This window comes from Pseudomonas sp. GW823-FHT04A03 (genome assembly GCF_058796615.1).
Genome location: NZ_JBXAIV010000001.1, coordinates 681,181 through 700,501 on the forward strand (window position 1 = coordinate 681,181; position 19,321 = coordinate 700,501).

Here is a 19,321-nt window from a genome sequence, read left to right on the forward strand (position 1 = left end):
GCGTTATTCCTGCTGCATTCGGTACAAAGCCGCGTAGTGCCCATGTACCAGTTGAATCAGTTGGGCATGGGTGCCCTGCTCGACGATGTCACCGCTCTCCATCACCACAATACGGTCGGCATCCTTGACCGCCGAGAGACGATGGGCGATGACCAGCACGCTTCTGCCCTGACTGATCTGGCGCATGTTGTTTTGAATGATGCGTTCGGACTCATAGTCCAGCGCACTGGTCGCTTCATCAAAAATCAGGATACGAGGGTTGGTCAGTAGTGCCCGCGCAATGGCAATGCGTTGCCGTTGTCCTCCCGAGAGCGTGGAGCCTTGTTCGCCCACCATCGTGTCGTAGCCTTCAGGCAACTGAGCGATGAACTCATGGGCTCCGGCCAGACGCGCAGCTGCCATGACCTGTTGCAGAGGTGTGCCGGGATCGTTAAGCGCGATGTTGTCGCGAATGCTTCGGTTGAACAGAATGTTCTCCTGAAGGACCACGCCGATCTGGCGGCGCAGTGAGCTCGCATCGATGGTTGAGATATCGACACCGTCGACCAGGACGCGGCCCTGCTCCGGCTGATACAAGCGTTGCACCAGCTTGGTCAGGGTGCTTTTCCCTGAACCCGAGCGTCCGACGATACCGACGGTTTCACCGGCCGATATTGACAGGCTGACACCGCGCAAGGCCGGTTGCGCGCCGGGCCGATAGCGAAACTCGACCTTGTCGAACACAATGGCGCCGTTCACTGGCGGTAGTGCGGGCCTGGGGGTGTGCACCTCCGTTCGGGTATTGAGAATATCGCCCAGACGTTGCATTGAAATTCCCACCTGCTGAAACTCGGTCCACAGCTGGGCCAATCGCATGACAGGGCCCGCGACATTTCCTGAAAGCATGTTGAAAGCGATGAGTTGCCCGACCGTAAGCTGACCATCAATGACAAGTCTTGCACCCAGCCACATGGTTGCTACGGTGACCAGCTTGCTGATCAGGGTGACTCCGCCATTCGCCACTGTACCGATCGTGGTAGTCCGGAACCCGGCCTTGACGTAAGCCGCCAGCTGATTGTCCCACTTGCGTATCCATTGAGGTTCGACGGCACTGGCTTTGAGCGTCTCGACTCCACTGATGGTCTCGACAAGGAACGACTGATTCTGCGCACCCCGGTTGAATTTTTCATTGAGGCGGGCGCGCAGAGCCGGAGTGAATCCCAGTGACAAGAAGAAATAACACGGCAATGAGACCACCACGATCAACGTCAGCCAGACACTGTAGTAAGTCATGACGGCAAGAAACACGATGGAAAAAAACAGATCCAGCACCACCGTGATGGAATTGCCGGTGAGAAAGGAACGAATGTTTTCCAGCTCGCGAACCCGCGCAACCGAGTCACCTACCTGACGAGCACGAAAATAAGCCAGTGGCAGGTTCAACAAGTGGCGAAATAATCGTGCGCCAAGTTCTACATCGATGCGACTGGAAGTATGCGCAAACACATAGCTGCGCAGGCCGTTGAGCAGCACCTCGAAGATCACTACCACCAGCAACCCGACAGCGATCACGTCCAGAGTGGTGAAACTGCGATGCACCAGCACCTTGTCCATCACGACCTGAAAGAACAGCGGAGAGACCAGTGCAAAGAGCTGGAGCACAAACGACACGACAAATACCTCAAGTAACAACTTGCGGTACTTGACCACTGCCGGAATGAACCAACTGAAATCAAACTTTGCCAGGTCTCCGGAAATCGAGGCGCGTGAAGCAATCAGGATCAACTCGCCAGACCAGCGTTGACACAATTCATCCAGTGTCAATTCGACGGGGCGGGTCTGACGTGGATCCTGAATCAGTACCTTGTCGGCATCATGGCGCGCGATGATGAAAAAGTTTCCCTGATGGTCGCGCGCCATGGCTGGTAACGGCGCAGTCGCGAGACGCTCGACACGAGACACCGACTGGCGGGCACGCAGGTCGAGTTTCTTCGCGGCCAATAACACCTCTGTTGTGCCAAAAGCGCGACCAGCAAGACGAAATTCATGCGCCAGTTGGTCAACGTCGACTGCCACAAGGTGATATCGCGCAAGCATGGCCAGACACAGCAGACCTGTATCGATCAGAGAGGAGTGCGCCCCACCCTCCTGCCCGTTTTTTGCCTCTTGCTCTTCTGGTTGTTTATCTACGTGTTGGAAGTGCCGAGAAGAATCGGTTTCCAGCCTCATTGACCATCCGCCGTTGCGGCGGCCCCGGGATTCATGTTGTCGATGAACACACCGGTATTGGCTTGATCAAAAGGCTTGGGGCCGTACAAAGTACGGCCCCAAGCCTTTGGCAGATTTATAGCAACAGTGCGGTCGTCGCTATGCTTCATCGTGATATCCCTATCCAGAAAGTAAACATCCATGAACCCCATCCTGGGCTTCGCAGATTGCATCCAGTATCTATTTTCATGGATTTTTTATGACGTGCGGATTCGCAGAGTCAAAACGGGATCAGGATGGGCTCAGCTCCCATAAACCTTCGCAGCCGGCACCGCCCGATCCATCAACTGCGCCACCGCATTCCCGACTTCGCCCACCGCCCAGCGGCCTTGCCGGTCCAGTTCCGGCCCGCGACGCCAGCCATCGGCAATCGACAACTTGCCGCCTTCCACTTCAAACATCTGCCCATTCACCGCCGCGGATTCCTGCGAACCCAACCACACCACCAATGGCGCAACGTTCTCCGGCGCAAAGTAGTCGAACCCCTCCTCCGGTTTTTTCATGACGTCGGCAAACACTCCTTCGGTCATGCCGGTGCGCGCCGCCGGGGCCAGGGCGTTGACGGTAATCCCGTAGCGTCCGAGTTCTGCCGCTTGCACCAGCGTCAGCGCGGCGATCCCGGCCTTGGCTGCCGCGTAGTTGGACTGGCCGATAGAACCCTGCAACCCGGCACCGGAGCTGGTATTGATGATCCGCGCACTCACGGGCTGACCACCCTTTACCTGCTCACGCCAGTAACGCGCTGCATGGCTGGAAATGCAGAAATGCCCTTTGAGGTGCACGGCCATCACCGCATCCCAATCGGATTCGCTCAGGCTGGTGAACATGCGATCACGACAGATGCCCGCGTTGTTGACCACCACGTCCAGCCCGCCAAATGTCTCGATCGCCTGGCGCACGATCAGCGCTGCATCGTCATAGCGGGTGATGTCGTTGCTGTTGGCCACCGCCATGCCGCCCTGCGACTCGATGGCATCCACCACCGCCAGTGCGGCTTCACGGTTGATGTCGTTGACCACCACTTTCGCGCCCTCGGCGGCGAATGCCAGCGCATACGCCCTCCCCAACCCTCCCCCGGCACCGGTGATGATCACGACGCGGTTTTTACAGATCTGCATGGTCCTGCTCCCTTCAAAACTTCATTCACAAACGTTCGATGATCGTCACGTTGGCCTGACCGCCGCCTTCGCACATGGTCTGCAAACCAAAGCGGCCACCGCTGCGCTCCAGCTCATGCAGCAGGCTGCACATCAAGCGCGTGCCGGTGGCGCCCAACGGGTGACCGAGGGCAATTGCGCCGCCGTTGACGTTGGTCTGTTCGTGGGGATAGCCGGTCTCTTTCAGCCAGGCCATGGCGACGGACGCAAAGGCTTCGTTGATCTCGACCCGATCAATGTCTTCCAGCTTCATGCCCGCTCGCTTCAACGCATAAGCAGTGGCCGGAATCGGCGCCGTCAGCATCCAGATCGGATCTTCGGCGCGCACGCTGAGGTGATGGATTCGCGCGCGCGGCGTCAATCCGTAGCGTTTGAGTGCCGCTTCGGAAACGATCAGCATCGCGCTCGCCGCATCGCAGGTCTGACTGGACACCGCCGCCGTCACCCGGTCACAGCCGAACAGAAACTCCAGTTCGGCCATTTTCTCGAGGCTGGTGTGGCGCGGCGTTTCGTCGTGAACGACGTCAGCCAGGGGGACGATCTCCCGCAGGAATCGCCCCTGTTCGATGGCCCGCAATGCCCGCTGATGGGACTCCAGCGAATACGCCTCCAGCTGCTCGCGGGACAATCCCCACTTCTCGGCAATCATCTGCGCCGAACGAAACTGCGTCGGCGGTTGCGCGCCGTAGCGCCGCACCCAGCCTTCGGAGCCGCTGAACGGGTCGCCGAAGCCCAAAGGTTCGGCCGCGATCATGGCCGAGGAAATCGGGATCTGCGTCATGGTCTGCACGCCGCCGGCGATGACCACGTCCTGGGTGCCGCTCATCACCGCTTGCGCGGCAAAGTGCACCGCTTGCTGGGACGAGCCGCACTGGCGATCAATCGTGGTGCCAGGGACCGATTGCGACAACCCGGCAGCCAGCCAACTGGTACGCGCAATGTCCCCGGCCAGCGGGCCTATCGTATCGACGCAGCCAAAGATCACGTCGTCGTAATCCTCATCGGGAATGCCATTGCGCTCGACCAGCGCACGCAACACGTGAGCGCCCAGATCGGCCGCGTGAATATGACTCAAACCACCCTTGCGCCGGCCCGTGGGCGTGCGCAGGGCGTCGACAATATAAGCTTCAGGCATGGTCTACCTCAGTGCAAAACTTGAAGTCAGGCCGATAACCTGTGGGAGCGAGCTTGCTCGCGAAGGCGTCAGCACATGAACCACTGATGCTGACTGTTCCACCGCTTTCGCGAGCAAGCTCGCTCCCACATGGCATCGGTCTAGAAAGTGGTTCCTGCGCCCAGTGCGCATTGGCCGTTGAACAACGCCGTGCGAATGCGCTCTTTGTGAGCACCGCGATCGCCCCAGACCTTGTCCAGCGCCCAGGCGCGTTTCATGAATAGATGCAGATCGACTTCCCACGTGTAGCCCATGGCACCGTGGGCCTGGATGGTGTTTTTCGCCGCCAGCATGGCCGCTTCCGAGGTCGCCAGTTTGGCGTGGGAAACCAGCACCGAGCGGTTCGGCTGCTGCTCGGCGACGGCATAAGCCGCGCGGTACAACGGCCCCTTGGCGAATTCAATCTGCACCGCGACATTCGCCATCAGATGCTTGACCGCCTGGAACGAGCCCACCGGTTTGCCGAACTGTTTGCGCTCGAAGGTGTAGTCCACCGCAAGATCGACCATACGTTTGGCCAGCCCCAACATCTGCGCAGCACTGCCCAGCGCGCCACGATCAACCGCATCCGCCCACAGTCGCTGCCCCTGTTCACCGGAGGCCACGCAGGTGGCGAGTGACGGCGTCCACGAAACCTGGAACAACTGCCGAGCCGGATCCACCGACACATTGCGGGTCAACTGCACCGCGCCCGGTTCAACCGCATGCACCTCATCGCCATGGGCCAGCAACAGCAGATCGGCGACATGCGCATCGCTGACCAGCGGATTGCCCGGTTCGGCCACGGCCAGTCGTGCGCTGCCTTCCGCAATTCGTCCGAGCCAGTCCTGCTTGAGTGCCGCGTGGCGTTCATCCAGAGCAGCGAGCAACGGCACGCCGATCAACATCGTTTCCACCAACGGCTCGGGCAGTCCGGCGTACCCGCATTCCTGAGCGAGCAGCACAAAATCCAGCTCGTTCATGCCCATTCCACCAAACGCTTCAGGAACGGTCAGCGCGGTCAGCCCCAACTCGACCAATTGCGCCCACAGCTCATCGCTGCGCCCGCTCTCGGTCTGCCAGAGTTCGCGAATGCGTTCCGGCGTCACCTCGTTAATCAGAAAATGCCTGACGTTGTCCTGGAACAGCAGTTGGTCGCGGCTGAAATTAAAGTCCATGGTCTCTTCCTCAAGCACGCGGCATGCCGAGCATGCGTTCGGCAATGATGTTGCGCTGGATCTCGTTGGTGCCGGCGTAGATCGGCCCGGCCTGGGCAAACAGAAAACCTTCCAGCCAGTGGCCGACATCGCCCGCCGCCGGGGCTTCGGGCAGCAACTCGCCGCGCAGGCCGAGGATGCTCATGGCGGTGTCGTGCATGCGCTGATCGAGTTCCGACCAGAAGATTTTGTTGGTCGAGGATTCCGGCCCGATCTTGCCGCCCTGCACCAGTTGCGAGGCGGTGCGGTAGGTGTTGAGGGTGTAAGCCTCGGCGTCCAGCCAGGCGCGCATCACCGCCTCGCCAATCGCCGGGTCACGGTCGGCCTGCTCGCGATTGGCCTGATACAGCTGCACCAGACGCCGCGCCGTTTCCTGAAAGCGTGCGGGCGAACGCAGCAGCAAGCCGCGTTCGAAACCGGCGGTGGACATCGCCACATGCCAGCCCATGCCCTCGCCACCCAGCGCGTTTTCCACCGGCACCTTGACGTCGTCGAAGAAGATTTCGGCGAACCCGGGCAAACCGTTGAGCTGAGGAATCGGCCGCACCGTGATCCCCGGCGTATCCAGCGGCAAAAGAATGAACGTCAGGCCATGATGACGCTGCGAGTTCGGGTCAGTGCGGAAGATGCCAAAAGCCCAGTCAGCCCACACGGCACGGGTCGACCAGGTCTTCTGTCCGTTGATGACGTAATGGTCGCCGACCCGTTCGGCCCGTGAGCGGATCGCCGCCATGTCGGAACCCGCTCCCGGCTCGGACCAGGCCTGGGCCCAGATGTCTTCACCGGTGGCCATGCGCGGCAGAAAGCGCGCTTTCTGGGCTTCGCTGCCGTACTCCATCAGCGTCGGGCCGAGCAGGAAGATCCCGTTCTGGTTGACCCGTGCCGGGGCTTCGGCGCGGTAGTACTCTTCCTCGAAAATCAGCCACTCGATCAAGTCACAGCCGCGCCCGCCCAGCTCGACCGGCCAGGTGACCATGCCCCAGCGCCCGTCGTTGAGGCGGTTTTCCCAGGCCCGGTGTTGAGCAAAACCTTGTTCGGTGTCGAATGATTGCAGCGGCTCGCGAGGCACGTTGGCCGTCAGCCACGCCCGCGCTTCTGCGCGAAAGGCCTGTTGGGCCGGGGTATAGGTCAGATCCATGAGAGAGCCTTCAGCCGTTGAAGTGAGCATCACGTTTCTCGATGAACGAGTCGCGTGCTTCCTGTGAATCCAGTGAGCGGTAGGCCTCAAGCGTGAAGCCCTGCTCCCAGCGATATTTGTCTTCCAGATTGCCGTCCTCAATGCCGTTCAGCGCTTCCTTGGCGAGGCTGATCATGGCCGGGCTCTTGGCGGCGATGGTGCGGGCGATCTGCAACGCGGCTTCGCGCAAGTCTTCGCGCTTGACCACGCGCTCCACCGCTCCGAGACGCCAGGCTTCCGCCGCATTGATCGCTTCGCCGGTGAAATACATGTGCCGGACCTTCTGTACCGGAAACAGACGCTGCAAATGCGCGCCGCCGCCCATGGCGCCGCGATCGACCTCGGGCACGCCGAACGCGGCGCACTCGGAGGCCACGACAATGTCGGCAGCGCCGCACAGACCAATGCCACCGCCAAGCACAAAGCCGTGCACCGCCACGATCACTGGTTTCGGGTTGCGGTGAATGGCCTTGAAGCTGTCGTAGTTGCCCTTGTTGACCGCCACGATCAGGTTGCCGTCGGCGGCCAGTTCCTTGATGTCGACCCCGGCGCAGAAGCCGCGCCCCTCGGCGCGAATCACGATGACCCGCACGCGGCTGTCGGTTCCCAGGCCTTCGATTTCACGGGCGATTTCGGCCCAGGTCCGGCAATTGAAGGCGTTGACCGGCGGCTGGTTGAACACCAGCTCGGCAATGCCGTTATCGATACTGACGCTGAATGGCTGCATGTTTTTTCCTTTCACGACACGCGACGACAGAGTTCGTCCAGACGCAACTCGGCGTCACGAACGATCTGCTCGATCAATTGGGCACAGCTGGGCAGGCTGTCGATGGAGGCCGCGACCTGGCCCGAAGGCAACACGCCTTCGGCCGGAAGCCCGTCGACCATGGCTTTCTGGATGACCATCGGCGCGTTGGCGGCCATGATGCTTTGCGCGGCGGTCAGGCCTGCGCTGCTGCGCATCTTCAATGCACTGGAAAGCAACTGACTCAAGCTCATGCCGCTGAGGCGGCGGTAAGCCAGACCGCTGCGCACCGCCAGTAACCAGCGTTTGAACACGCCGCTGGTTTCCAGTCGGTCGAGCAATTCGTTGCGGATCATCCGTTGCGGCATGCCGTCGATGGCGCGGCTGACGATGATCGCCGCCGGGTCCTTGATCGCCAGGTAACGCGCGAGGGTCTGCGCCGGCACCGGGCTTTCGGCACACATCAGAAACCGCGTGCCCATGGCAATGCCTTCGGCGCCATATGCCAGCGCCGACACCAGTCCCCTGCCGTCCTTGAAACCGCCAGCCGCGACCACCGGAACCGACACCGCGTTGACCACTTGATCGAGCAGCAACGACGTCGGTACCGAACCGGTATGCCCCCCGCCCTCGCCGCCCTGCACGGTGACGGCATCGGCGCCCATTTCCACGGCCTTCTGCGCATGTTTCAGCGCGCCAACCGTGGGAATGCAAACGACCCCGGCATTTTTCAGGCGCTGGATCATCTGTTTGCCGGGAGAACGGCTGTAACTGACCGCCCGCACCTTGTGGCGCAGCACCAACTCGACGATGTCGTCGGCATTGGGCTGGTACATATGGAAGTTGACCCCGAACGGTTGATCGGTCAGGCGCCGGGTTTCGACGATCGCAGCCTCCATGTGCTGCGGCTCGATGGTGGCGCCGGCGAGAAAACCGAAGGCGCCGGCATTGCTCGTGGCCGCAACCAGTTTCGGGTCAGCCACCCAGCCCATCGCGGTCTGGATGATCGGATAACGGCAGCCGAGCAACTCGGTCAGCCGGGTATTCAATGAGATCGCCATGTTCACGCCCCACCCGTTGAGCGTTGCGAGCTGGCCATGGCTTTGGCGTCGTAGCCGCCGAGCCGGTCGCCGGACACCAGTTCATTTTGCGCATGGGCGAAATGGTGCAGGCCGAAGACCATGTCCATGGTCGCGCGCTTGCCCATCAGGTCCTCGGCGTTGTTGACCGCCTGCTTGCTCAATTGCAGGCCCAGGCGCGGCATCTGGGCGATGCGCCCGGCGATGTCGAGGGTTTCCTGTTCGAGGGATTCGCGGGCAACCACGCGATTGAGCATGCCCATCTGATAGGCGCGCGCCGCCGGCATGCGTTCGCCAAGGAACAGAAACTCCTTGGCGATGCGCGGATTGAGCTCATGCACATGAGCAAAATACTCGACCCCGGGGATGCCCATACGCACCACCGGATCGGCAAAGTACGCATCCTCACTGGCGACAATCAGGTCGCAGACCCAGGCCAGCATCAGCCCACCGGCGATGCACGCGCCCTGCACCATGGCGATGGTCGGCTTGGGCATCTCACGCCAGCGCCGGCACATGCCCAGATAGACTTCCTGCTCGCGGGCGTAGAGAAACTCGCCGCCGGGCTTGTTGGTGTGGTCGTACCAGAGGCTCGCACGGTCGAACGTCTTGTGAACGTCCCGCCCCGGCGTGCCGATGTCATGCCCGGCGGAAAAATGCTTGCCGGCCCCGCGCAGCACGATGACTTTCACCTCGTCGTCATCGCAGGCACGGCGAAACGCCGCGTCCAGCGCGTAGGTCATCTGCGAGTTCTGGGCATTGTGATACTCGGGGCGATTCATGGTGACCAGCGCCACCGCCCCGCGCACGTCGTAGAGCACCACGTCGGCGGCATTATTATCGTTATGTTCAGCCATCACTTTTCTCCGAAACGGTGCAACTCAGCGCTGACCCGGCGGGTTGTCTTTGAGCTGACTGGCGCGCAGGTTGTGCGGGTCCAGACGCTCGATCAGTTGCAGTTGCGCGGCGGTGGGCGGCGCTGTCGTCGGGCAATCCTGTGGCACATGTAGCTCGAACCCGGTGTTGTCCTGCACCTGCTCCACGGTCACGCCGGGGTGCAGCGAACGGATCCGCACTTGCCGCTGCGGGCCGAGAAAATCCAGCACGCAGAGGTCGGTGACGATCAGGCGGATATCGATCTCGTCCAGCGACCAGCCCCGGGCCAGGCGCGCCGGGTTGTAGCCGACCGAGGCGACCATATCGACCTCGCCTTCGACGAACACCCGACGGTTGTGGCTGGGCACGCAAAAGGAGTTGGCATGGCTGATCGAGTTGCCGGGAAAGCCGCGCACGCCGAGCATTTGCGCCTTGGGTTTGGCGTAGTCACCGATGCAGGAAATGTTCGCCTGACCGAAGCCATCGATTTGCGTCGGGCCCACCAGCGCATGGCGCTTGCCGCTCCAGACGTTGTCGAAGATCCGCGAGAAGCCCATCCAGCTGTCGCGCTTGGGTTCGTAGCCGTTGCGTGCGCCGAGCGGCACCGGCTCGGCGACCATGTACGCCTCGGAATCGGTCATCAGCAGCTGCGGATTGCTGGTCAGCATGCTCAGTGAAGCGGCCAGGCGCGGAATCACCCCGATTCCGGTGGCGAGCACCTCGCCGTCATCGCGCCAGGCTTCGGAAGCGGCGCAGATCATCAGCTCGGCGAGGCTGTAAGTCGTTGCAGAAGTCGTCATATCAAGGCTCGCTTAGTAGACCGGCAGAGGGAGCTGGCGGATGGCGTCCAGGCCACCGACCTTGTCCAGATACTGTTCGTGGGTGCAGTCGACATAGTCGCGAACGTAGTCCTGCCAGCCCTCGCCAGCCTGGGCCGAAGCGTTGTAGGCCTTGAAATGCGCGACATCGAAGCCGTACAGCGGCGCGCAGGAAGACGGGTGCGCACCGCCCGGCACGTGCGCCACGGCGGTGGTCAGGTTGCGTTCCCAGAACACTTGATGCGCCCGCGCCGGATCGGCATGGAAGTAGTCGCTGTCGACCAGTTCGTCACAGGTCACGTAGCTGTGGGTCGCGGCCCGGACGAGCAAATCGTCCATGTAGTGATCGGGGCCGCTGATCTGGCACACGCCACGCGCATCGGCGCGGTCGACATGAATCAGCGCCGCATCCAGCTTGAGCGCCGGCATCGCAACCCATTGCTTGTTGTCGGCATAGGGCGAGTCGATCAACTTGATCTGCGGGTTGTGCCGCAGCACATCCGTGCCCAGCCCGACGGCTGTCGGAATGAATGGCACCTTCATCGCGGCGGCACGCAGGCCGAGCAAGAGCATGCCTTCGTCGATTTCCATCACTTCCAGCGCCGCGTCCTGACGCGCCTTGCGGAAGTACGGTTCCAGTGGAATGAAATCCAGCGACACGAAGGCAAACACCAGTTTGCGCACCTTGCCGGCCGCGCAAAGCATGCCGACATCCGCGCCGCCATAAGCGAGCACGGTCAGGTCCTTGAGGTCCGAACGCAGAATCTCGCGCACCAGTGCCATGGGTTTGCGGCGCGGGCCCCAGCCACCGATGCCGATGGTCATGCCGTCACGCAGTTGGCCGACCATTTCGGCCGTGGTCATTCGTTTGTCCATCGTCGTATTCCTCATTGGCGACCGACACTGAAGTCATGGCCCCAGTGGCTGACCACGGTGCTTTCGAACGGGGTGTGCTGATCCCAATCGACCACCAGGCCATCGCAGCCGTATTCCAGGTCAAACCCGGACGGGGTCTTGATGTAAAACGAGATCATCTGGTCGTTGGTGTGCTGGCCGAGGGTGGCGGACATCTTCACGCCGTTGGCCTGCACCCGGTCGAGGGCCCGGCCGACTTCATCCAGGGCGTTGACCTCGACCATCATGTGCACGCAGCCGTGGGGCATCGGGCACTCGAAAATCGCCAGCGAATGGTGGCGACCGTTATTGCAATGCAGGAAGTGAATGCGTTTTTGCGGTTCGGCCGGGTCCGGTGTGAAGCGGACTTTCATCAGGTCCGACAGGCCGAAACCCAACACCTGTTCGTAGAAATCCCGGCAACGATCAAAGCTCGGCGCCGGCAGCACCACATGGCCCATGCCCAGTTCATTGGTGACGAAGCCTTTTACGCCGACCGGCGAAACGAAGCGCGCGAAGTCCTGCAACGGGCCCCAGAACAATTCGTGGCGGTTGCCGTCCGGATCGCTGAAGTGCACCAGTTCCTGGACTTTACGGTCCCGGGCCTGAGCCTCGGTACCACGGGAGACTTGCACATCGGCGCGTTCCAGCTCGCTGACAGCCTGTTCAAGCGCCGCTTTGCCCGACACTTCCCAACCGCAGGCGCCGAAGCCGTTTTCGGTGCTTTTCTCCACCAGAATCCGGTGGTGGCGCTCGTCCATTTTCAGGTACAGGCGCTCATCGTCATCGCTGCCGGCAACCATCATGCCGAGCACCTGACTTGCGTACTGCCGCCATTGCGCCAGATCGCTGGATAACAGGGTGACGTAACCCAGACCACGGATATCCATGGATGCACTCCTCGTTGTTCTCAGGCCGAGCCGCCCGGCGGCGATTGCCGGGGAGACTGTATTGAGGCCTATTCAAACGGGTTCGCCGGGGGGAAACATCGTCCAATGGGACTAGCGCATGTGCGCAACGCAGGCATAAAAAAACGGGCCTTGGGGACCCGTTGGAAATGGGGACTGGATTCCGTTCCAGCCCTTGTGCGCGGCGTGAATGATCGTTCCCACGCTCCGCGTGGGAATGCAGCCCGGGACGCTCCGCGTCCCATTCAACAGCGGACGCAGAGCGTCCATTGAGGCATTCCCACGCAGAGCGTGGGAACGATCACGCCGGTCAGGCCTTACGAAAATGCGGAATCACCTTCTCGCCAATATTCTTCAACGTCTCAAGCTGCGCCCACTGCGGCACCGTGCCCATCTGGCAGATAAACAGAATTTCGTCGGCGCCTGCATCAATCAACCGCTGCACATACCCGATGCAATCCTCAACAGTGCCGTATGCATGGTTCGGGTTCATCATCGCCATGGTCGGGTCGGAGAAATCGACGCTGACCTCTTCCGAGGCAAACCGCGACTTGATCACGCTCTGGCCGTTGCCATCGACAAAGGTGTCGTCCTTCCACTTTTCCGGATCCGGACGCTCGCCACCGCCGTACCAGTAACCCAGCGACTCCATGAAATAACGCTGGCCACGGATGCCGATGCGTCGCGCCTCTTCGTTGTTATCCAGCACGATTGCCGGGCACAGCGCCGCGATGTGGCGATTCGGACGGAAGCCCACCTGATGTTTCACGTCACGGTTGTCCCAGGCCTGGTGATAGACCTCGACCTTCTTGGCGATCTCTTCCGGGCCGCCAAAGCCCAGCACCAGCGCGCCCATGCCACGGCTGCCGGCCTTTTTCAGCGAGTCAGTGTTGGTGCAGGCCAGGTACATCGGCGGATGCGGGTCCTGATAAGGCTTGGGATGGATCGGCCGTTTCGGGATCTGCACAAAATCACCTTGGTGCTCGATCTCGTCGAACACGAACATTTTCGGGATCAGGTACATCATCTCGTCGATCTGCGGCTGCAACGTCGTCAGGTCATAGCCGAAGGTGCCGGCCTCCTGCTGGGTGCCGCCCTTGCCGACGCCAAAATGCACCCGGCCCTTGGACAACAGGTCGAGGGTGGCGATGCGCTCGGCGACTTTCACCGGGTGGTTCATCGCCGGCGGCAGGCAGACCACGCCGTGGCCGATGCCGATCCGCTCGGTTTTACCGGCGACGAACGCCAGCATGGTTTCCGGCGCGGACATGTGCGAATAGTTGCTCAGCGCCGTGTGCTCCACGCACCAGAACGTATCGAAGCCCAGTTTGTCGGCCAGCACGGCCTGTTCGACGGTGTCTTCGAAAATCTTGCGATCGCCTTCGCGGCTGGAGTCCACCGTCTGGGCTTCGTAAATCAGGGAAAATTTCATGGTTGATCCTTGTACTTGTTGGATGCGCAGCCGGCGCCGGAGAATCACGCCTTCGCGCTAATGCTCGGGCATCGCCACGGCGCTCGAATCCTGCAAACGGACTAGCCGATTCAGCGCAGAGCGCTCAGAGGAAAAAGTCGTTGCTGTCCTGGCCCATGCTCACGGCGCCGAGGTTCCAGGCGTACTTCGCCGGGCTGTTGGCAACGTGGGCGCGACCGGTATGAATGTCGCGAAAGGCGCGGTTGATCGGGTGGCTGCGGAAGATCGTCGAGGCGCCGCTGTTGAACATCAGCTCGCCCACCGCTTTCGCGCATTTGTCGGCGACCAGCGCCGAGTCGTAACGCATCTTCACTCGCTCGGGCATGCTCAGCGGCTCGGCTTTTTGCGCGCGCTCAAGCATCAAGGCGAAGTTGCGATAGAGCACGGTCTTGCATTCGTCGACGCAGACCATGGCGTTGGCCAACGCCGATTGCGCCGCCGGGTCCTGGACCATCTTGCGTCCGTCGTTGACCCCGACCCGCGCACGGTTGTGTTCGACAAACTGATCCACCGCGCCTTGCAGCGCACCGATGGCTGCCGACGACACGGCCCGCACGAAAATCTGCCCGAACGGCAGGCGAAACAGCGGCGCGGTGTTCACCGCATTTCCGGGGCTGTTCTGCATGAAACCGTCGAATGCCCGATGGGTGCGGTATTCGGGAACGAAGGCGTTCTCCACCAGAATGTCGTGAGAGCCGGTGGCTTCGAGGCCCATGACGTTCCAGTTATCGAGGATCCGATAGTCACTGCGCGGCACCAGGAACGTCCGGTAATCCGGCGCACCACCAGCCTCTTCCGCCGGCACCAGAGCCCCGAGAAACGCCCACTCGCAATGCTTGCTGCCGGACGAGAACCCCCAGCGCCCGCTGAGCCTGAAACCACCTTCCACCCGTTCGACCTTGCCCACCGGCATATAGGAAGAAGAGATCAGCACGCTGGAGTCGTTGCCCCAGACATCCTGCGCCGCGCGGTCATCAAACAGCGCCATCTGCCAGTTATGAATCGCCACGACGCCAAGCACCCAGGCCGAGGACATGCAGCCCTCGGCGAGGGTCATCTGCACTTCGAAAAAATCCTTGGGCTCCAGTTCATAGCCTTCCCAGCGTGACGGTTGCAGGATGCGAAAGAACCCCGCGTCCTGAAAATCCTTCAGGGTCTCTTCCGGCAACTGGCCGGCATGCGCGGCGTCCAGGGCGCGCTCACGCAGAATCGGTACCAGCTCGCGGGCACGCTGGCTCAGACGCTGGCGAATCAGGTCTTGGTTGAGCATTTTTATTGTTCTCCATTGTTCACCCCGTCCGCCGGGGCGCGCGTGCAGCGAGGCACGTGCCGCACTTGCGGTGCCTGCCTCCTGTGCGGCATTCAAACAATGTGAAAAGAGGCGGACATCCCTCAAACGGACCATGTCGGCAATGATCCGAAGCACGTACGCAGACCACCCAAAGGCCTAGTCCCCTCGGACGATGCTGCACAGGCACGCCAGCGCAAAAATCCATCGCACTCCAGTACAACCACAGGACGAGTGCGATGAACGACGTCAATCTGAAAGCCGACATGCTCCAGGCCATGCGCCGTCTGGCCAAGTCAGTCACCATCATCAGTACCAGCAACGGCTCCGAGCGTTTCGCCATGGCTGCCACGGCGGTCGATTCCCTCAGCACCGAGCCGCCGTCGCTGCTGATCTGCGTGAACAAGACCGCCTCTTCCCACGCGGCGCTGGCCACCGGCGCGGACTTCTGCGTGAACATCCTCGGCGTCGAACAACAGGGACTGGCCCATCGCTGCAGCGGGTCGATCAAGGGTGAGGCGCGCTTCGACCAGGGCAACTGGCTGACCAGCCTTGGCGGCATTCCGTATCTGAGTGACGCCCAGTCGGCGATCCTCTGCCGTCAGGACGGCCACTTCAGCTACGGCACCCACACCGTGTTCATCGGGCGCATCCTGCAAATCCACACCAGCGACACCATCACCCCGCTGGTCTACCTCGACGGCAGCTACACCACCACCGCCAACCCGGCATCTGCCTTCGCTGCTGCGGGCTGAGGCCGGGCCATGGACGCTCAACAACAGTTGTCGGCATTGCGCGTGAACTGCGCCGATCAGTTGGACTGGGACGATCGCTGCGATTTGCTGGTGGTCGGTTTTGGCGGCGCCGGGGCCTGCGCGGCGATTGAAGCGGCCAGTCGCGGCTTGTCGGTGTTGGCACTCGATCGCTTTGCCGGCGGCGGTGCCACGGCCATCAGCGGCGGCGTCGTGTATGCCGGTGGCGGCACGCCGTATCAGCGCCAGGCCGGTTACGAAGACAGCCGCGACGCGATGTTCAACTACCTGCGCCAGGAAGTCGGCGAGGCCGTGAGCCCGCAAACCCTGCGCGAATTCTGCGAAGGCAGTTGCGAGCAACTGGCCTGGCTCGAACGTCAGGGCGTGGCATTCGAATCCAGCGTGCCGCCGCACAAGACGTCCTACCCGAGCGACCGGTTTTATCTTTATTACTCCGGCAACGAAGCCGTTCCGGCCTATGCCGCGATCGCCAAACCGGCACCGCGCGGGCATCGCACCAAAGGCCCCGGTCTGTCGGGTGCGAGCCTGTTTGCGCCGCTGAAAGCCAGCGCCTTGCGCCTTGGCGCACGCCTGCGCAGCCAGTGCGAAGTCCGGCGTCTGGTGATTGATGCCAATGACCGTGTGGTGGGTGTTGAAGCCTGGCACCTGCCGAGCGGCAGTCGCGCAGCCCGGCAACATGCCCGGTTGTCACGCTGGGCCACGGCGATTCACATGTACGCGCCGGCAGTGGCCGATCGGTTACGCGCTCGCTTGCGGCGCATTGAACTCGCCAGTGCCGAGCGCCAGTTGATTCGGGCCGAGCAGGCCGTGTTGCTGAGCAGCGGCGGTTTCATCTTCAACCGCGAATGGGTCCGTCAGCATGCGCCGCGTTATCTACCGGGTTTGCCGCTGGGCACCAACGGTTGCAACGGTAGCGGCATCGCCCTCGGCCAGAGTGCCGGCGGCCGTGTGGCGCGGATGGACAAAGTCAGCGCCTGGCGTTTCATCAACCCGCCGCTGGCCTGGGCCCGAGGCCTGATCGTCAATGCGCGTGGCGAGCGCTACGCCAACGAAGAAATCTACGGCGCGACCCTCGGCCACGCGATGATGGAAGAACAGGACGGCCGCGCCATCCTGATTCTCGACCGGGCGCTGGTGCGTGAAGCGCTGCGCCAGGTCGGCCCCGGCAAAGTCTGGGCCTTCCAGCGTTTGCCGGTGCTGCTCAACCTGCTGTTCAACGCCAGACGCAGCCGCCACCTCGCGGACCTCGCGAAGCGCTGCGGATTACCGCCCGACAACCTGCAACGCACCGTGAACACCTACAGCCGCGCCGCGCGCGCAGACATCGTCGATCCGTTCGGCAAGTCGCCAGCGATGCTCGCCGATATGGACCAAGGCCCGTGGTACGCCCTTGATCTGTCCTTCGCCAGCCGCCTCTTCCCCTGCCCCGTCATCACCCTCGGCGGGCTGAAGGTCTGCGAAACCAGCGGTCAGGTGCTGAACCACGCCGACCAGCCGATTGCCGGCCTGTACAGCGCCGGGCGCAACGCGGTCGGGGTCGCTTCCAATCTGTATGTCTCGGGCCTGTCCCTGGCCGATTGCATTTATTCCGGCCGACGCGCCGCCGCCCATGTGGCCGAACAACTTGCTGCTCAAACCACACGCTCAGGAGAACAACAATGCAACGTGTAGAAGGCAAAGTCTGCATCATCACCGGCGCCGCCAGCGGCATCGGTCGCGAAGACGCTCTGCTGCTGGCCCGCGAAGGCGCCAAGGTGGTGCTGACCGATCTCAACGACAGCGCTGGCCGCGAAATCGCCGCGCAAATCGGCAGCAACGCGCTGTTCATCCGTCACGACATCGCCAGCGAAAGCGACTGGCAGAACGTGATCAAGACCACCCTGGAACACTTCGGCCGCCTCGACGTGCTGGTCAACAACGCGGCGATTCTGGCGCTGGGCAGCATCGAAGACACCACGCTGGAGCTGTGGCAGAAGGTGCAGAAAATCAACGGTGACGGCTACTTCCTCGGCTGCAAGTACGCGATCCAGGCGATGAAGGAAACCGGCGGCGGTTCGATCATCAACATGTCGTCGGTGGCCGCATTGGGCGCGATGCCGATGTTCTGCGCCTATTCGGCGTCCAAGGGCGCCGTGGCGGCGATGACCCGCTCGATTGCCTTGCACTGCAAGCAACAGGGTTACCGGATTCGCTGCAACAGCGTGCACCCGGACGGCGTCAACACGCCGATGACCCAGGCCCTCACCGGTGGCTTGGCGGTCAATCAGCAAGACCTCGACCAAGACCCGATGAACCGCATGTGCGCGCCGGCCGACATTGCCAACGTGGTGCTGTTTCTCGCCACCGATGAGTCGCGTTTCGTCAACGGCGCCGAGATCCGCGTCGACAACGCCCAACTGATCAGCGGGCTCTGAGGCCGAGGTGAACATGGGCACGCAACAGCAGAACCTGACACCGGCCCAGGCCACAGCGACCAGCTATGCATTGCAAGTGTGCGCGGTGATCGACGAAACCGCCGATGCGCGCTCGCTGGTACTGGACATCCCGCCAGACCTGCGTGAGCGCTTTGGCTACAGACCGGGGCAGTTCCTGACGTTTCGCGTGCCCTGTGCCGGCAAGCTGCTGACCCGCTGCTATTCCATGGCCAGTTCACCGCTGACCGATGAACAGCCCAAAGTCACGGTGAAACGGGTTGAGGGCGGCCGGGTGTCGAACCGGATGAACGAAGTGCAGGTCGGTGACTGGCTGGAAGTCTTGCCGCCGGCCGGGCATTTCTGCCTCGATGAACATCAACTGGATGACGACAAACCCTTGGTGCTGTTCGGCGGCGGGTCGGGCATTACACCGGTGTTTTCCATTCTCAAATCGACGCTGCAGCGCAGCCGGCGGCCGATCAAATTGGTCTACGCCAATCGCGATGAAGCATCGGTGATTTTCAAGGATCAGCTGCGGCAACTGGCCCAGGCCCATCCGGAACAACTGCAAGTGCTGCACGTACTCGATTCGGTGCAAGGTTTCCTGACCGCCGCCCAAGTGCGCCATTTGCTGAAAGGTTCTGCCGGCGGCGAATACTTCATCTGTGGCCCCGGGCCGTTCATGGACACCGTCGAACGAACCTTGCTCGAACTCGGGGAAGCCGCTGAACGCATCCACGTCGAACGCTTCGTCTCGCCACCCGATCCCGACGAATTGCTGGCTGAAGAAACGGCAGCCCGGCAAGCCTCCCTCGGCTCGCGCTGCGAATCGCTGGTGGTCGTGCTCGACGGTCAGCTACACGAAATTGCCTGTCAGCCCGGCGACACCCTGCTGCAAAGCTGCAAGGCCGCCGGCCTCGACGTGCCCTCCTCCTGCGAAGAAGGTTTTTGCGGCGCCTGCATGTGCGTCGTCGAGGAAGGCGAAACGCAGATGGCCCGCAACGACGTGCTCAGCCCCAGAGAACTGGCCGAAGGCTGGACCCTGGCCTGCCAAAGCCGCCCGAGCGGTGCGCGGGTGCGCTTGAAGTTCCCGGATTGAGCGGC

18 protein-coding genes are annotated in these 19,321 nt (G+C 62.0%); 4 read left to right on the top strand and 14 right to left on the bottom strand.

Features of this window, described 5'->3' with window-relative positions:
- Positions 1–3: 3 nt before the first annotated feature.
- The 14 genes from AC1Q9F_RS02785 to AC1Q9F_RS02850 all read right to left on the bottom strand — a co-directional run bounded on the left by AC1Q9F_RS02785 (position 4) and on the right by AC1Q9F_RS02850 (position 15,012).
- Complete coding sequence (locus tag AC1Q9F_RS02785) at positions 4–2,208, bottom strand: type I secretion system permease/ATPase (RefSeq protein ID WP_492619053.1); 2,205 nt, start codon at positions 2,206–2,208, stop codon at positions 4–6.
- On the bottom strand, positions 2,205–2,390 hold the full coding sequence (locus AC1Q9F_RS02790; protein ID WP_492619052.1) for a hypothetical protein: 186 nt from the start codon (positions 2,388–2,390) through the stop codon (positions 2,205–2,207). Before AC1Q9F_RS02790 ends, AC1Q9F_RS02785 begins: the two co-directional genes overlap by 4 nt.
- A gap of 99 nt (positions 2,391–2,489) precedes the next feature.
- Positions 2,490–3,365 (bottom strand): SDR family oxidoreductase, encoded by an 876-nt coding sequence (locus tag AC1Q9F_RS02795; protein ID WP_492619051.1) that lies wholly within the window; start codon positions 3,363–3,365, stop codon positions 2,490–2,492.
- A 25-nt stretch (positions 3,366–3,390) separates the two neighbouring features.
- Positions 3,391–4,539 carry an acetyl-CoA C-acetyltransferase gene (locus tag AC1Q9F_RS02800; protein ID WP_207982759.1) on the bottom strand — a complete coding sequence of 383 codons (1,149 nt, stop codon included), beginning with the start codon at positions 4,537–4,539 and terminating at the stop codon, positions 3,391–3,393.
- Positions 4,540–4,679: 140 nt separating this feature from the next.
- On the bottom strand, positions 4,680–5,735 hold the full coding sequence (locus AC1Q9F_RS02805) for an acyl-CoA dehydrogenase family protein (RefSeq protein ID WP_492619050.1): 1,056 nt from the start codon (positions 5,733–5,735) through the stop codon (positions 4,680–4,682).
- A 10-nt stretch (positions 5,736–5,745) separates the two neighbouring features.
- On the bottom strand, positions 5,746–6,912 hold the full coding sequence (locus AC1Q9F_RS02810) for an acyl-CoA dehydrogenase family protein (RefSeq protein WP_492619049.1): 1,167 nt from the start codon (positions 6,910–6,912) through the stop codon (positions 5,746–5,748).
- 10 nt (positions 6,913–6,922) lie between these two features.
- Positions 6,923–7,678, bottom strand: coding sequence for an enoyl-CoA hydratase family protein (locus AC1Q9F_RS02815; RefSeq protein WP_492619048.1), 756 nt, complete (start codon positions 7,676–7,678; stop codon positions 6,923–6,925).
- 11 nt (positions 7,679–7,689) lie between these two features.
- Positions 7,690–8,757, bottom strand: coding sequence for an NAD(P)H-dependent flavin oxidoreductase (locus AC1Q9F_RS02820; protein ID WP_492619047.1), 1,068 nt, complete (start codon positions 8,755–8,757; stop codon positions 7,690–7,692).
- A gap of 2 nt (positions 8,758–8,759) precedes the next feature.
- A complete protein-coding gene (locus AC1Q9F_RS02825) occupies positions 8,760–9,632 on the bottom strand; it encodes an enoyl-CoA hydratase (protein ID WP_492619046.1) in 873 nt (290 codons plus the stop codon).
- A 24-nt stretch (positions 9,633–9,656) separates the two neighbouring features.
- Entirely contained in the window at positions 9,657–10,451 is a 795-nt protein-coding gene (locus AC1Q9F_RS02830; RefSeq protein WP_492619045.1) for a CoA-transferase subunit beta, read from the bottom strand.
- 12 nt (positions 10,452–10,463) lie between these two features.
- A complete protein-coding gene (locus AC1Q9F_RS02835; RefSeq protein WP_492619044.1) occupies positions 10,464–11,345 on the bottom strand; it encodes a CoA transferase subunit A in 882 nt (293 codons plus the stop codon).
- An 11-nt stretch (positions 11,346–11,356) separates the two neighbouring features.
- Positions 11,357–12,253 (bottom strand): VOC family protein, encoded by an 897-nt coding sequence (locus AC1Q9F_RS02840; protein WP_492619043.1) that lies wholly within the window; start codon positions 12,251–12,253, stop codon positions 11,357–11,359.
- Positions 12,254–12,581: 328 nt separating this feature from the next.
- A complete protein-coding gene (locus AC1Q9F_RS02845; RefSeq protein ID WP_492619042.1) occupies positions 12,582–13,703 on the bottom strand; it encodes an LLM class flavin-dependent oxidoreductase in 1,122 nt (373 codons plus the stop codon).
- Positions 13,704–13,827: 124 nt separating this feature from the next.
- Complete coding sequence (locus AC1Q9F_RS02850) at positions 13,828–15,012, bottom strand: acyl-CoA dehydrogenase family protein (protein ID WP_492619041.1); 1,185 nt, start codon at positions 15,010–15,012, stop codon at positions 13,828–13,830.
- Positions 15,013–15,269: 257 nt separating this feature from the next.
- Between AC1Q9F_RS02850 and AC1Q9F_RS02855 the strand changes: the two genes are divergently transcribed.
- The 4 genes from AC1Q9F_RS02855 to AC1Q9F_RS02870 are packed head-to-tail and all read left to right on the top strand — an operon-like array spanning position 15,270 to position 19,316.
- Positions 15,270–15,785, top strand: coding sequence for a flavin reductase family protein (locus AC1Q9F_RS02855; protein ID WP_492619040.1), 516 nt, complete (start codon positions 15,270–15,272; stop codon positions 15,783–15,785).
- 9 nt (positions 15,786–15,794) lie between these two features.
- Positions 15,795–17,474: an FAD-binding protein gene (locus tag AC1Q9F_RS02860; RefSeq protein ID WP_207982769.1), complete on the top strand. Its 1,680-nt coding sequence runs from the start codon at positions 15,795–15,797 to the stop codon at positions 17,472–17,474.
- Positions 17,462–18,217: a glucose 1-dehydrogenase gene (locus tag AC1Q9F_RS02865; protein WP_492619039.1), complete on the top strand. Its 756-nt coding sequence runs from the start codon at positions 17,462–17,464 to the stop codon at positions 18,215–18,217. Before AC1Q9F_RS02860 ends, AC1Q9F_RS02865 begins: the two co-directional genes overlap by 13 nt.
- Positions 18,218–18,230: 13 nt before the next feature.
- Positions 18,231–19,316 (top strand): 2Fe-2S iron-sulfur cluster-binding protein, encoded by a 1,086-nt coding sequence (locus tag AC1Q9F_RS02870; protein ID WP_492619038.1) that lies wholly within the window; start codon positions 18,231–18,233, stop codon positions 19,314–19,316.
- Positions 19,317–19,321: the final 5 nt, after the last annotated feature.

What these genes read in the sequence shown, in the direction of transcription:
- AC1Q9F_RS02785 (WP_492619053.1), bottom strand. Translation starts at nt 2,208, where the DNA reads ATGAGGCTGGAAACCGATTCTTCTCGGCACTTCCAACACGTAGATAAA.
- AC1Q9F_RS02790 (WP_492619052.1), bottom strand. Translation starts at nt 2,390, where the DNA reads ATGGATGTTTACTTTCTGGATAGGGATATCACGATGAAGCATAGCGAC.
- AC1Q9F_RS02795 (WP_492619051.1), bottom strand. Translation starts at nt 3,365, where the DNA reads ATGCAGATCTGTAAAAACCGCGTCGTGATCATCACCGGTGCCGGGGGA.
- AC1Q9F_RS02800 (WP_207982759.1), bottom strand. Translation starts at nt 4,539, where the DNA reads ATGCCTGAAGCTTATATTGTCGACGCCCTGCGCACGCCCACGGGCCGG.
- AC1Q9F_RS02805 (WP_492619050.1), bottom strand. Translation starts at nt 5,735, where the DNA reads ATGGACTTTAATTTCAGCCGCGACCAACTGCTGTTCCAGGACAACGTC.
- AC1Q9F_RS02810 (WP_492619049.1), bottom strand. Translation starts at nt 6,912, where the DNA reads ATGGATCTGACCTATACCCCGGCCCAACAGGCCTTTCGCGCAGAAGCG.
- AC1Q9F_RS02815 (WP_492619048.1), bottom strand. Translation starts at nt 7,678, where the DNA reads ATGCAGCCATTCAGCGTCAGTATCGATAACGGCATTGCCGAGCTGGTG.
- AC1Q9F_RS02820 (WP_492619047.1), bottom strand. Translation starts at nt 8,757, where the DNA reads ATGGCGATCTCATTGAATACCCGGCTGACCGAGTTGCTCGGCTGCCGT.
- AC1Q9F_RS02825 (WP_492619046.1), bottom strand. Translation starts at nt 9,632, where the DNA reads ATGGCTGAACATAACGATAATAATGCCGCCGACGTGGTGCTCTACGAC.
- AC1Q9F_RS02830 (WP_492619045.1), bottom strand. Translation starts at nt 10,451, where the DNA reads ATGACGACTTCTGCAACGACTTACAGCCTCGCCGAGCTGATGATCTGC.
- AC1Q9F_RS02835 (WP_492619044.1), bottom strand. Translation starts at nt 11,345, where the DNA reads ATGGACAAACGAATGACCACGGCCGAAATGGTCGGCCAACTGCGTGAC.
- AC1Q9F_RS02840 (WP_492619043.1), bottom strand. Translation starts at nt 12,253, where the DNA reads ATGGATATCCGTGGTCTGGGTTACGTCACCCTGTTATCCAGCGATCTG.
- AC1Q9F_RS02845 (WP_492619042.1), bottom strand. Translation starts at nt 13,703, where the DNA reads ATGAAATTTTCCCTGATTTACGAAGCCCAGACGGTGGACTCCAGCCGC.
- AC1Q9F_RS02850 (WP_492619041.1), bottom strand. Translation starts at nt 15,012, where the DNA reads ATGCTCAACCAAGACCTGATTCGCCAGCGTCTGAGCCAGCGTGCCCGC.
- AC1Q9F_RS02855 (WP_492619040.1), top strand. Translation starts at nt 15,270, where the DNA reads ATGAACGACGTCAATCTGAAAGCCGACATGCTCCAGGCCATGCGCCGT.
- AC1Q9F_RS02860 (WP_207982769.1), top strand. Translation starts at nt 15,795, where the DNA reads ATGGACGCTCAACAACAGTTGTCGGCATTGCGCGTGAACTGCGCCGAT.
- AC1Q9F_RS02865 (WP_492619039.1), top strand. Translation starts at nt 17,462, where the DNA reads ATGCAACGTGTAGAAGGCAAAGTCTGCATCATCACCGGCGCCGCCAGC.
- AC1Q9F_RS02870 (WP_492619038.1), top strand. Translation starts at nt 18,231, where the DNA reads ATGGGCACGCAACAGCAGAACCTGACACCGGCCCAGGCCACAGCGACC.